The organism is Microcoleus sp. Pol12B4 (genome assembly GCF_036701385.1).
Taxonomy (GTDB): Bacteria; Cyanobacteriota; Cyanobacteriia; order Cyanobacteriales; family Microcoleaceae; genus Microcoleus.
Map to the genome: position 1 here is coordinate 1 of NZ_JAUBQR010000016.1, position 12,947 is coordinate 12,947.

Consider the following 12,947-nt stretch of genomic DNA (forward strand, 5'->3'; position numbering starts at 1 on the left):
AAATGAGCCTTCACTATTTTTTGCCGGAGATCGAGAGAATACGCTTTCATTAGGTTTGACTACAACAATGATATTTTGTTGTACCTCATTACAGCGGAATCCGCTGTATCGAAGATTTGGGCAGAAAGATTAAGCTATCGCAGCGAATGACTTGTCAGTTGTATGCTGGACATCGCGGTGCGGGAAAGTCAACAGAATTGCTGCGACTTCAGGAATATTTGCAAAATCAAGGCTGCTTTGTCGTCTATTTCGCGGCTGACGAGCAAGATATTAATCCCGAAGATACTGAATATACTGATATTTTGCTAGCTTGCACCAGACATTTGTTAGAAGAGCTCAGAGATGCCAACTCTAAACCTTTACGCGATTGGATGCGAGATAGGTGGGAAGATTTGAAAGATTTAGCCCTAACCGAAGTGTCTTTTGAAACCTTGAGCTTAGAGTCGCAAATTGCTCAGTTTGCCAAACTGACGGCGAATGTCAGAACCGTACCGAGTCTGCGCCAAAAAATTCGAGATAAAATTAATCCCCACACCACGACGCTGATTGATGCGCTGAATGAGTTTATTGGCGATGCTAAAAAAAACTTGCCGGATAAATCTTCGCAACTCGCAGTAATTGCCGATAATTTAGACCGAATTGTGCCGTTTTCCCAGGACGGGAAACGCAGCAATCTCGACGAAATCTTTTTAGACCGCACTGAACAACTCAAAGCTTTAGATTGCCATGTCATTTACACCATACCGATTTCTATGGTGTATTCTAACCGCGCTACTGAGTTAATCAATAATTATAACGACCCGCAAGTGTTGCCGATGATTATGGTGCAGAATCCTGACGGCAGCACCAACGAAGCGGGACTTGCTAAAATCAAAGAGTTGATTGAAAAGCGGGTAAAACAAGTCAATCCGAATCAATTTTTAGAAACAGGATTGTTTGACAGTGGAGAAACTCTAGAACGTCTGTGTTTGATGAGTGGGGGTCACGTCAGAAATTTGCTGTTGATGATGCAAGAAGCAATAACTCGCACCGAGGATTTGCCAATTACTGCAAAAGCAGCGCAAAGGGCAATTACTCAAGCGCGGGATGTGTACCGCAGAACTCCTGAAGAAGGCGAATGGCAAATTTTAGCGCAAGTCTCCAAAACTCAGCGCATACTGAACGATGAACAGCACCGTAATTTATTGTTTAGCCGCTGTATTTTGGAATACCGATACTATGATGAAGCAGGAGAAATGCAGCCTTGGTATGATATTCACCCGCTGATTAAAGGAATCAAGCAATTTAAAGATTGTCTTGCAAAATTGATCCATGACAGCAGAAATAATTGATTGGGATGCCGATTTACCCGAAGCAGAACCAGAGGAAGAATATCAAACTCTGGTACGCACCCTCAAACGGACAAATGGTTTCCGGTTGTTGTTTGTTGAGTGTTCACCTGCGGAAGGTGAACGCTTGATTGCGAAAGTTCAAGCAGATGTGCCGCAGAAAAAGATTGAAGTGTTGCCGCTGGATGAGTCGGTTTATAATTTTTATAAGATAATTGAAGATTTGCCAGACCGAGATGCAATTAATATTCTGTTTGTGAAAGGCTTAGAATATTCACTTTATGAATATGAGAAAGAAAAAAAAGACATCGGATGGGAAAGCAAGGATATTTATTCTTATAGTTGGCGGGGTGTGCCGTCGGTTTTAATTAATTTAAACCAGCAGCGGGAAAGGTTTAGAGATGGTTTTAAGATTTGTTTTGTGTTTATTTTGCCTCGTTTTGCAGTGAATTATTTGATCCAGCGGGCCCCGGATTTCTTTGATTGGCGCTCGAGTTTATTTAAGTTGTCGATGGATAAAGAACTGCTGCAACTAGAATCAAGGCAGGCTTGTTCCGAAAGAGGGAAGCGAGAAGATTATCTAGCTTTGACTTTCCAAGAAAGAAAACGGGAATTGGTGAGGATTCAATCTTTAATTGATGAGGATGGGCAAACACCCGAACAACAAGCAGAATTGTTTTATGAACAAGGTTTATTGTATGGCTATGCTGAAGAATATACAAAGGCGATAGCCTCCTTCGACAAAGCCTTAGAATTCAAACCAGATTATGACGAAGCCTGGTACTATCGCGGCATTGCACTGGCTAATTTAGAAAGATGGGAAGAAGCGATAGCCTCCTATGACAAAGCCTTAGAAATCAAACCAGATTCATACCAAGCCTGGTATAATCGGGGCCATACACTGGATGATTTAGGAAGATTGGAAGAAGCGATATCTTCCTACGACAAAGCCTTAGAAATCAAACCAGATTCATACAAAGCCTCGTTCAATAGAGGCAAAAGCCTGGGTAATTTAGGACGATGGGAAGAAGCAATCGCCTCCTACGACAAAGCCTTAGAAATCCAACCAGATTTACAGGAAGCCTGGAACAATCGGGGCTGTGAACTGGGTAATTTAGGAAGATTGGAAGAAGCGATAGCATCCTTGGACAAAGTTTTAGAATTCAAACCCGATGATGACTTTGCTTGGAAAAATCGGGCCATTGCACTGGATAATTTAGGAAGATTGGAAGAAGCGATAGCCTCCTACGGCAAAGCCTTAGAATTCAAACCAGATGATGACGAAGCCTGGAACAATCGGGGCATTGTACTGGGTAATCTAGGAAGATTGGAAGAAGCGATCACCTCCTTCGACAAAGCCTTAGAAATAAAACCAGATTTACACCAAGGCTGGTTCAATCGGGGCAGGGCACTGGATAATTTAGGAAAATTGGAAGAAGCGATCGTCTCCTTCGACAAAGCCCTAGAAATCCAACCAGATTTACACCAAGGCTGGTTCAATCGGGGCCATACACTGGATAATTTAGGAAAATTGGAAGAAGCGAGCGCCTCCTACGACAAAGCCTTAGAAATCAAACCAGATTTACAACAGCTTGTCTGGTACATTCGGGGCCATGCACTATGTAATTTAGGCTTATTAGAAGAAGCCATCGCCTCCTACGACAAAGCCTTAGAAATCAAACCATATTTACACGTTTTCTGGTACCTTCGGGGCCATGCACTATGTAATTTAGGCTTATTAGAAGAAGCCATTGCCTCTTATGACAAAGCCTTAGAAATCAAACCAGGCGATAACTTTGCCTGGTTATTTTATTTAGGCTTATTAGAAGAAGCCATCGCCTCCTATGACAAAGCCTTAAAAATCAAACCCGGCGGTAACTTTGCCGGGTATAGTATTAGACATCTGCGTTTTATAATAAAGCTTGCTGTTATGCGTTGCGTAGTCAAATTGACCAAGCGATTCAGAAGTGGCAGCAAGGCATCAATCTGAACCCTGACAAATACCGAGAAATGGCAAAAACTGACTCGGATTTTGACAACCTGCGATCGGATACTAGGTTTCAAGCCTTGATTCAAGAATAGGGATTTGCCCTTGGGCGGGGCGGGTTTATAAGATTGTCAGTTTTCGGCAATTGTTGGTAAAACCCGCCCCAACAGCATCAAAAACACTTTTCAACCGAAGCTAGCGGACACGATATGATATAAGAATTAGTAGCGAGGTAAAAGATGACTCAACTAAATGTAACCGTAACCAATGACAGATTTCCCGAACTCATCGCCCGTGTCGAGGATACTGGAGAACGAATTGTCATAGAACAGGAAGGAAGAGCGATCGCTGCTATCATTACTTATACAGACCTGAAGCGACTGGAAGCCCTAGAAGCTGCCCTAATTAACAAAGCAAAACTAGAAGAATATGAATCGCTAAAAGCTGCGATCCGCAATCCAGCTTTTGATTCTCTGAAAGACTCAGCAGAAGATATCTACACTTTAGCTGATGGCGTGCCCTTCCACGACCCTGAATGGATTAAAACAGTAGCAATCGAGCCGGATTTTGGTTCGATCCTAGACCCAGAAGAAGACATTTATACCATAGCTGACGGTAAACCATTCCATGACCAAGGGTAAGATTTTCCTAGTACCGTTTCCCTATGATGATTTATCGGCTAACAAACTGCGTCCAGCAGCTTGTTTGACTAACCCTTTGGGAACGCGACGCCATGTTATTCTTGCTTATATTACAAGTCGCTTGCCCACAAATCTACTGGAAACAGATATCGTATTAGAAGCTTCTCATCCCGACTTTCAGGCTTCGGGGCTGCGGGTGCCATCTACTATCAGGCTGCATCAACTGGTAACTGTTTCTACAGTGGTTGTTCAGCGTGAGTTAGGTGAATTATCATCAGATACACAGGCTCAAGTTGCTGAAAAGCTTTACAATTTGCTAAGTCAGTGATCGCCGATAGGTGAAACTTATATCAGGACTTATGCAACTTTTAAATTTTTACACTACCCGTAGCAATAAGGGCCGCAATGCACTATTAATAGGGTTGATGTGTAAGTCCTGTTAAATATTGGGTGAGGTTTGTCACACCTCAGTACGATCGCCCTTTCCTCTTTTCTACGCAGCCCTATAAAAAATTAGTATTAATCTATACTTACCTATACTTACAAATGCCAGCTCTAAAATTATAATGAAAAAAATTGAAAAAGTCCCAAAAATCCTGTAAAATTGCCATAAATAACCAAATAGTCGCGATCAAAAGCACTCAAAAGCAAAAAAGATCGCATATAAAAAAGAAAAGAATCAATTAGATAGAAAATGAGGTGAAACCCCTTGCAAAAATTAGCCAGCATAGAAAAGCCGATCGACTCAGGGGAAAAATCCATAGCAGTCAACACCCAAAAGGCTCAAACATTGTACGAACGCGGCAACGCCCTAGAAGCAATGGGACGATTCCAAGCTGCGATCAAATCCTGGGAACAAGCGATCGCACTCGAACCAAAATTTTATGAAGCGTGGTACAACCAAGGCGTAGCCCTCAAAAAATTGGGCCAGCTAGAAGAAGCGATCGCAGCCTACAACAAATCCCTACAAATCAAACCAAACAATCCCGAAGCGTGGTATAATCGGGCCAACGTTTTGCGGAAGCTCAACAGACTCTCAGAAGCGATCGCATCCTACGAAAAGGCGCTCGAACTCAACCCCAGCTACCCCGAAGCTTGGACGAACCGCGGCAACACCCTCGTCAGCTTAGAGAAATTATCAGAAGCGATCGACTCCTACGACAAAGCCATCGCCATCAAACCAGACTACTGCGAAGCTTGGTACAACAAAGCATTTGCCCTCAGAAAATCAGACCAAAATACAGCCGCGATCGCCTCCTACGACAAAGCGATCGAACTCAAACCAGATTTGCATCAAGCCTGGTACAACCGCGGCTTAGCCCTAGCCGATGAAAAACTATACCCGGAAGCCGTCGCCTCCTACGACAAAACCCTGCAACTGCGGCCGAATTCCGCCGAAGCCTGGAACAAACGCGGCAGGGCGATCGCACAAATGGGACAATTTGAAGAAGCGATCGCATCCTGGGACAAAGCCCTCGCACTCAACCCAAACGACAGCGAAACCTTTTACAACCGCGGCTTAGCCTTCGCCAACTTACAACGCTTTGAAGAAGCAGTCGCCTCTTGGGACAAAACCGTAGAGTTGCAGTCAGACAACACCGAAGCCTGGTACAACCGGGCTATAGCCCTCAAAAAAATTCAACGATTTACCGAAGCGATGGCCTCCTACGATAAAATCATCGCACTCACACCCGACGATCCAAACCTGTACTATCAAAAAGCTTGCCTTTACGCCCTGGAAAAAGAAGCAGGCGAGCTCACAAACAGCCAGGAACTTGTAGCCACCAGCATTCGGCTGGCGATCGAAAACTTATCAAAGGCGATCGAACTCAATCCGCCAAAATACCGGAAATTATGCAAAAATGACTCTAAATTGCATACAATACGGGAAGAAGTGCGGTTTTTAGCTTGATTTCAGGGTAGCTATGATTGATGGATACGGATGCCGCACTGCAACCTTTGTAGGCAAAACAGCACCATAAACCCCAATCATGCAAACCCTAGACAAAACTCAAGCAAAATTCGCTCAACTGGCAGCCCATCTCAGAGAAGTTACCGACATCGAATCAGCCTCGTCGTTGCTGCATTGGGATCAATCAACTTATATGCCCTCCAAAGGTGCAACTGCCAGAGGCCGCCAGTTGGCTACTCTCAAACAAATATCCCACGAAAAATTTACAGATCCAAAAATAGGTGAACTCCTAGAAGACTTGCGTTTCTACGAACAAACCCTCCCCTACGACTCCACCGCAGCCAGCCTGATCCGCATAGCCCGCAGAGACTACGATCGCGCCGCCAGAGTCCCCGCAACCTTCATGTCCGCACTCTGCCGCCACCAAGCCGACAGCTACGAAGCTTGGGCTGCGGCCAGGGCAGCCAACAACTTCGCAGCGGTTGAGCCGTACCTAGAAAAAACCCTAGAATTAAGCAGGCAATACGCCGAGTTTTTCCCCGGATACGAACACATCGCCGATCCTTTGATCGATCGTAGCGACTACGGCATGAAAGTATCCCTGCTGCGCCCGCTTTTCGCCCAACTGCGTCAAGAATTAGTGCCGATAGTCGAAGCCATCACCTCCCAACCTCCCGCCGACGACTCCTGCTTGCACCAAGACTTTCCAGAATCCCAGCAACTAGAATTCACTCGCAAAGTTGTAGAACGCATGGGGTTTGACTTCCAACGGGGACGGCAAGACACCACCCTGCACCCGTTCATGACCAACTTCTCCATAGACGACGTGCGAATTACCACCCGCGTCTATGAAGACCACTTGGATCAAGCACTCTTCAGCAGCATCCACGAAGCCGGACACGCCCTCTACGAACTCGGAAATTCCCCGGAATTTGAGGGCACGCTGCTTGCAGGTGGCATTTCCTCCGGCGTGCACGAAAGTCAGTCGCGACTTTGGGAAAATTTGGTCGGGCGCAGTCGCGGTTTTTGGGAATGTTTCTACCCGCAACTCCAAGGCGTATTTTTGCGACAGTTGGGACACGTATCCACTGACGCATTTTACCGGGCAATTAACAAAGTCTCGCGATCACTCATCCGCACCGACGCCGACGAAGTAACCTACAACCTCCACGTCGCCATCCGCTTTGACCTAGAATTGGCAATGGTAGAGGGAAAACTCGCAGTCCGAGACCTCCCCGAAGCCTGGAACGAACGTTATAGAACCGACCTCGGCGTTGTCCCCGCCACCGACAGCGAAGGCGCGATGCAAGATGTTCACTGGTATGTTGGTACGATCGGCGGAATGTTCCAAGGTTACACCCTCGGCAACTTGATGAGCGCTCAATTCTACGAAACAGCAGTAAAAAACAATCCTGAAATTCCCGTAGAAATAGAACAAGGCAATTTTACCGTACTCCACGACTGGCTAAAACAAAACATCTACCAGCACGGCCGTAAATACACCGCTGTCGAATTGATCGATCGCGTTACAGGTTCACCTTTAACTATCGATCCATTTATCCGCTACATTCGCCACAAATACGGGGAGTTTTATGTCATTTGAGGGATAGCAACTTCACTTTGCAGACTTTAAAATTACAAAAAAAGTAGCCGCTTAAAAAAAAGGGCGATACTGTTTGAGTATCGCCTAATTCTACAGCGGAAATCAAAAGTCTTAAATAAGGGAGTATTTATGTCTGAACTCTTTCAGGCTGTGATAGCCAGCGACGAAAAAACCGACTTGCGTCAGTTTGTCAGCGATTTACGCGCTTTGGGAAACAAATATTTACTCCGAAACGACATAGTTAACGCTTTTGCCGCCTACTGCACCAAATACGAAAAGCCGGAACAGTTCCATCAATCTTCTCTTTTAAGCAAACTGATTTACTACGTTCAGGAAATTATTCTTGAAGATGGCAGCTTTTGCGTCCTGCTGCGACCAAAAATTGCTAGTATGGAAATAGTGCGAGTTGCAGACGACTTGACTGTTGAGCAGATGACAGTGCAAGAATTGCTCGACGTGCGCGATCGCTTCGTCAACCACTTTCACCCCCAAGAAGGCGACATTCTCGAACTAGATTTCGGCCCTTTTTACGATTATTCCCCCACAATTCGCGACCCCAAAAACATCGGTAAGGGAGTGCAATTCCTCAACCGATACCTGTCCAGCAAACTGTTTCAAGACCCCAGACAGTGGCAGGAAAATCTATTTAATTTCTTGGGTCTCCACCGCTACAACGGCGTACAATTACTAATTAACGATCGCATAAAATCCCAAGAACAACTTTCCGAACAAGTCAAAAAAGCCCTCACCTTTGTCGGCGATCTTTCTGAAGAAGAACCCTACGAGAGATTTCGATTGGTTCTGCAAATGATGGGTTTCGAGGCAGGTTGGGGAAATACTGCCACCCGCGTGCATGAAACCCTAGGAATTCTTGACGAATTAATTGATTCCCCCGATCCGCAAACCCTAGAAGCATTTATTTCTCGCATCCCGATGATTTTCAAAATCGTCCTAGTTTCTCCTCACGGCTGGTTTGGCCAAGAAGGAGTTTTGGGGCGACCGGATACGGGAGGTCAGGTAGTTTATGTCCTCGATCAAGCCAAGAGTTTAGAGAAACAACTGCAAGAAGACATTCATCTTGCAGGTCTCGATAGTTTAGGAGTCAAACCTAAAGTAATTATTCTCACCCGGTTAATTCCTAACAGTGACGGCACGCGCTGCAACGAACGTTTGGAAAAAGTTCACGGTACAGAAAATGCTTGGATTTTGCGGGTTCCTTTCCGGGATTTCAATCCCAAACTGACTCAAAATTGGATTTCTAGATTCGAGATTTGGCCTTATTTGGAAACTTATGCGATCGATTCAGAAAAAGAACTGTTAGCTGAGTTTCAGGGCAAGCCAGATTTAATTGTCGGCAATTATTCCGACGGCAACTTGGTAGCCTTTTTGCTGTCTCGCAAACTAAAAGTTACTCAGTGCAATATTGCCCATGCTCTGGAAAAATCCAAATATTTGTTCAGCAATCTATACTGGCAAGAATCAGAGGAGAAATACCATTTTTCGCTGCAATTTACGGCCGATATAATTGCCATGAATGCAGCTAATTGTATTGTCAGCAGCACCTATCAAGAAATTGTGGGCCAACCCGATAGTGTCGGTCAGTACGAATCTTACCATTGTTTTACGATGCCGGATTTATATCACGTTGTGAACGGGATTGAACTGTTCAGCCCTAAATTCAACGTCGTGCCGCCGGGAGTTAACGAAAGTGTGTACTTTCCCTACACGCGGATCGAAGACCGGGTGCAAGGCGATCGCGATCGGCTCAACGAATTGCTATTTACTCTAGAAGACCCCGAACAAGTCTTTGGAAAACTCGACGACCCGCACAAGCGGCCTTTATTTTCGATGGCCCGGCTCGATCGCATTAAAAACCTGACAGGCTTAGCAGAATTGTTTGGAAAAAGCCAGGAACTGCAAGAAAAATGCAACTTAATTCTAGTAGCTGGCAAGCTGCGGGTCGAAGAAACCGAAGACTACGAAGAAGCAGAAGAAATTAAAAAACTCTACGCAATTATCGACCAATACAACCTTCACGGTAAAATTCGCTGGTTGGGAGTGAGGCTTTCCAAAAGCCTGTCCGGCGAAATCTACCGGGTAATTGCCGACGCCCAAGGTATATTTGTTCAGCCAGCATTATTTGAAGCTTTCGGCTTGACAATTCTCGAAGCAATGATTACGGGTATTCCCACTTTCGGGACGCAGTTTGGCGGTCCGCTGGAAATTATTCAAGATGGCGTAAATGGGTTTTATATCAACCCGACCAACCACCAGGAGACTGCCCAAAAACTTCTAGATTTTTTATCGAAATGCGAACACAATCCCAACTATTGGTATGAAATTTCAACGCGAGGAATTGACCGAGTTTACAGCACCTATACCTGGAAAATTCATACTACCAAGCTGCTGACTCTGGCGCGGACTTACGGTTTTTGGAACTACTCGTCCAAGGAAAACCGCGAAGATATGCTTCGCTACATAGAATCGCTGTTTTATCTGATTTACAAGCCGAAAGCGAAGGCTTTATTGGCAGAACACGCGAACCGATAACGGCCGAGTTTTGCTTTTTATATCAAATCTGTTGGCATCGGAATTATTAATTTCTCTCTTCTCTTTCTATGTATCCTTTGCGTCAATAGGGGTTTAATAATTCCGATACAACCGAAATTGGTATTACGGGGAGATAGAAGGAAAAAACTTCGCCTTTCATAGATAAACTTTGTACAAAATCCACCTGTAAAGATTTGTGAATGACGGTAGGTTTTGTACCATAAGACTGAGGCTAATATACGTGGTTTATACGAAAATATGGACTTTGGTCACGAAACATCTCGGAATCAACCGGGTTTATTAGGAAGAGTGGGAACTTGCCCCTACTTCAAACACGTAACTTCCAACTCACAACTTCTGAGTGCTGGTGTCCCCATTGCCGAAATTCTAGAGACCGGGGCAGATATAGCAACCGCGCCAGAAGGTTTAACTTTCTTAATGGTCCAAACCAATGCGGTCTATTACCCCTTCTCTGGGACTTCTTGTTACCCGATCGCGAAGTGAAATGGTCTTGTTCCTTCTTCCTTTTGTTATATGTTTCAGAAAGCTGTCCGGGTAATACAATTAGATTTAGAAACATGAAAACAGCGAAACCTTGTCAAACCTCACTAACAGGATGAAATTTATGCGTGTGACGACTGTTACGATTTTCAGCTTGATTGCTCTGCTCGCTCCCGGCTTAACCCGAAAAGCCACTGCTGCTTTCGATTCCGAACCCTTGGTGCAGGAACAGTACCGCAGAGACTTTACGGCTCCCGCCGATCCGGGTGCGTCAGCATCGCCTGAGGGAAAGTCCCAAGGAAATATGTTTAACAAACCTTTTTACGCGGGCGAGCAGGCGCCAGTGAAAAAGGAAAAAACTATCTCGGCGGGAGCTGACGGGCCAGAAGTTGCAGCCATACAGCAACGGTTGCAGGTACACAGTTTCAAGGTAGGGACGATCGACGGTACCTATGGCTCTCGCACTACATCGGCGGTTCGTGCCTTTCAGGAGTCTAAGGGTTTGAACGCAGATGGTATTGTGGATAAAGAAACTTGGACAGCTTTAGCAGCAGATCCGGCATCAGCTTCTGAAACTGTGCAGAGCAATGCTCCAATTCTGAGCAATGCTGCTGTTCCCGGCAATCCTCCAACTCTTCTAAATAAAGGCGCTGTCGGTTCCAAGGTGAAGACGCTACAGGTGCGTTTGGAAATACAGGGTTACGATCCGGGTCCGATCGACGGTATTTTTGGCGCTCGCACTGCTACGGCTGTCAAGAACTTTCAGAGATTTAAAGGTTTGATGGCGAACGGCATGGTGGACGAAACAACCTGGAAATCGCTCGGCCAAAAGTAAGTGACAAGTGAAAAATACGGAAAATTGCTGTGGCGATAACTCATGATTGAACCCGGTGTCCAAAAATGACCGGGTTTCTCAATGTTGAGCGATCGAGCAATGAAGTCATCAGCCTGCAGATTTATCAGTGGGTCGCCCTCTTCAATCAAAAATCTAAAATCTAAAATCGATTGACCGATCGCTCTGTTGTGTGCTATAGTATTTAAATCTCAAAATGCGGATATGGCGAAATTGGCAGACGCGCCAGATTTAGGTTCTGGTTCCGAAAGGAGTGAAGGTTCAAGTCCTTTTATCCGCACTACTCTCAACGCTTTGTACATCAATAGTTTCAAGTGTCGAGTGTCAAATAATTTGTCAAACGGACAGCAATCTGTCAACGCGGACAAATAATTTGACACTTGACAAATGCTGCCACTTTCTTTAGATCTTCCACAACATCTTCGGGCATACGGATCGTCACCCTAGTCAGTCGATGGTTTCGATCTAATCGCTGCTTTAATGCTTCAACCTTCATACTCTGCCCTCTCCTGACGAGTTGCTTTACGTGCTGAAATAATCTGAATGACATTTTCTTCACGCTCAATCTGAACCACATACAGTAGATCCCAGCGACTATCTAGCCCAATCACAGCATCACGCGCTTCCTCATTGCGGCTGGCATCAACGACAACTAGAAATGGGTCAAAGAAGGATTCAGCAGTTTGTTGAAAAGTAACCTCATCATGATTTGTGAGATTAATCTGGGCTTTTGAGTCGTTCCATACGAAGGTAATGCCATTGAGCACGAAGTATACATTCAGGCTGCCTAGTATAGGTAAAATGTATTTACAATGTCAATGCGTTATTCAGAAAAAACGATGGTTTTCAAACTACTGCCACAGCCTGTGCTGCTTGTTGTGGTCTTTCAATTGTGTTTCTGCATCAATATTTCAAAGTCAACTAGATCCACTAACCCATAACCATTCTCAGAAAACCGATATTCTCCTCGTTCTAGTGCATCTGCAAAGGTTTCCAGATAAACTCGAAAACTAGGTGCAATAAGCCATCTAGTAGCCTCCCGCCACTCAACAATAATTACTTGTCCAACATTTCCGCCTGCTGCTGGAGCTAAATCTACGCATTCGCAAGTACCATTGCTTTCGTTTGTGAATGGAATCCAATTCGGGTTCCACCAACCGTTCCAGATTCCTTCAAAAATGTTGTCACGATCGCACCTAAAATTATCGTCTGAACAATCCTGCCATGTTTCAGATATTTCGATCGCGCTTTGGAGAGACAGGAACTCCAAGTTGGGGAACAGGGAATAAGATTCTTCATCCTGACCGTTATGCACGCGGTAAGACAGCTTGAAATCTTCGGGAAACTCTACACCAAAGAATGCTTCTGCCCGATAAATCTCCTCATCATTAGCGCCCCGTCTGAGACTTTTGAGCACTTGAGGTGCATTGGCTGCCAGCCAATTATCAATTCTTTCCCAAATTATTTTCATGAGAAAACCTCCGAAGCTGGAAACTCAGTCTATAGGAGAACTCAGAGGAAAGTGAGATAGCGGTTTTAACCGCCTAAAATTAAACCGGGGTGCTGACTCTC

Annotated in this window: 11 protein-coding genes and 1 tRNA gene; 10 read left to right on the forward strand and 2 right to left on the reverse strand. The window is 45.0% G+C overall.

Annotated features, from left to right (window positions below; genetic code table 11):
• The first annotated feature begins 146 nt into the window (after positions 1 to 146).
• The 10 genes from QUA38_RS04070 to QUA38_RS04110 all read left to right on the forward strand — a co-directional run bounded on the left by QUA38_RS04070 (position 147) and on the right by QUA38_RS04110 (position 11,655).
• The gene (locus QUA38_RS04070; protein ID WP_333159439.1) at positions 147 to 1,331 is read left to right on the forward strand and encodes an ATP-binding protein; all 1,185 of its coding nucleotides are present in this window, start codon (positions 147 to 149) and stop codon (positions 1,329 to 1,331) included.
• Positions 1,312 to 3,318, forward strand: a complete 2,007-nt coding sequence (locus QUA38_RS04075; protein WP_333159441.1) for a tetratricopeptide repeat protein — start codon at positions 1,312 to 1,314, stop codon at positions 3,316 to 3,318. Before QUA38_RS04070 ends, QUA38_RS04075 begins: the two co-directional genes overlap by 20 nt.
• The gene (locus QUA38_RS29260; RefSeq protein WP_445305025.1) at positions 3,264 to 3,410 is read left to right on the forward strand and encodes a TPR end-of-group domain-containing protein; all 147 of its coding nucleotides are present in this window, start codon (positions 3,264 to 3,266) and stop codon (positions 3,408 to 3,410) included. Before QUA38_RS04075 ends, QUA38_RS29260 begins: the two co-directional genes overlap by 55 nt.
• Positions 3,411 to 3,554: 144 nt before the next feature.
• Positions 3,555 to 3,956, forward strand: coding sequence for a type II toxin-antitoxin system Phd/YefM family antitoxin (locus tag QUA38_RS04080; protein WP_333159443.1), 402 nt, complete (start codon positions 3,555 to 3,557; stop codon positions 3,954 to 3,956).
• Positions 3,943 to 4,284 (forward strand): type II toxin-antitoxin system PemK/MazF family toxin, encoded by a 342-nt coding sequence (locus QUA38_RS04085; protein ID WP_333159445.1) that lies wholly within the window; start codon positions 3,943 to 3,945, stop codon positions 4,282 to 4,284. The genes QUA38_RS04080 and QUA38_RS04085 overlap by 14 nt, the downstream gene beginning before the upstream one ends.
• Before the next feature lie 381 nt (positions 4,285 to 4,665).
• On the forward strand, positions 4,666 to 5,868 hold the full coding sequence (locus QUA38_RS04090) for a tetratricopeptide repeat protein (RefSeq protein ID WP_333159447.1): 1,203 nt from the start codon (positions 4,666 to 4,668) through the stop codon (positions 5,866 to 5,868).
• Between the two features lie 79 nt (positions 5,869 to 5,947).
• On the forward strand, positions 5,948 to 7,471 hold the full coding sequence (locus tag QUA38_RS04095) for a carboxypeptidase M32 (RefSeq protein WP_333159448.1): 1,524 nt from the start codon (positions 5,948 to 5,950) through the stop codon (positions 7,469 to 7,471).
• Between the two features lie 129 nt (positions 7,472 to 7,600).
• Positions 7,601 to 10,021 (forward strand): sucrose synthase, encoded by a 2,421-nt coding sequence (locus QUA38_RS04100; protein ID WP_333159450.1) that lies wholly within the window; start codon positions 7,601 to 7,603, stop codon positions 10,019 to 10,021.
• Positions 10,022 to 10,646: 625 nt separating this feature from the next.
• Positions 10,647 to 11,357 (forward strand): peptidoglycan-binding protein, encoded by a 711-nt coding sequence (locus QUA38_RS04105; protein ID WP_333159452.1) that lies wholly within the window; start codon positions 10,647 to 10,649, stop codon positions 11,355 to 11,357.
• 216 nt (positions 11,358 to 11,573) lie between these two features.
• Positions 11,574 to 11,655: transfer RNA gene (locus QUA38_RS04110), tRNA-Leu, on the forward strand.
• A gap of 205 nt (positions 11,656 to 11,860) precedes the next feature.
• On the opposite strand, the gene QUA38_RS04115 is transcribed toward QUA38_RS04110, so the two are convergent.
• Entirely contained in the window at positions 11,861 to 12,142 is a 282-nt protein-coding gene (locus QUA38_RS04115) for a BrnT family toxin (RefSeq protein ID WP_333159454.1), read from the reverse strand.
• Positions 12,143 to 12,261: 119 nt separating this feature from the next.
• Positions 12,262 to 12,846: an SMI1/KNR4 family protein gene (locus QUA38_RS04120; RefSeq protein WP_333159456.1), complete on the reverse strand. Its 585-nt coding sequence runs from the start codon at positions 12,844 to 12,846 to the stop codon at positions 12,262 to 12,264.
• Between the last annotated feature and the right edge of the window lie 101 nt (positions 12,847 to 12,947).

Coding starts and splice junctions, on each gene's coding strand:
- QUA38_RS04120 (WP_333159456.1), bottom strand. CDS start 12,846: ATGAAAATAATTTGGGAAAGAATTGATAATTGGCTGGCAGCCAATGCA.
- QUA38_RS04070 (WP_333159439.1), top strand. CDS start 147: ATGACTTGTCAGTTGTATGCTGGACATCGCGGTGCGGGAAAGTCAACA.
- QUA38_RS04105 (WP_333159452.1), top strand. CDS start 10,647: ATGCGTGTGACGACTGTTACGATTTTCAGCTTGATTGCTCTGCTCGCT.
- QUA38_RS04075 (WP_333159441.1), top strand. CDS start 1,312: ATGACAGCAGAAATAATTGATTGGGATGCCGATTTACCCGAAGCAGAA.
- QUA38_RS04095 (WP_333159448.1), top strand. CDS start 5,948: ATGCAAACCCTAGACAAAACTCAAGCAAAATTCGCTCAACTGGCAGCC.
- QUA38_RS04085 (WP_333159445.1), top strand. CDS start 3,943: ATGACCAAGGGTAAGATTTTCCTAGTACCGTTTCCCTATGATGATTTA.
- QUA38_RS04100 (WP_333159450.1), top strand. CDS start 7,601: ATGTCTGAACTCTTTCAGGCTGTGATAGCCAGCGACGAAAAAACCGAC.
- QUA38_RS04080 (WP_333159443.1), top strand. CDS start 3,555: ATGACTCAACTAAATGTAACCGTAACCAATGACAGATTTCCCGAACTC.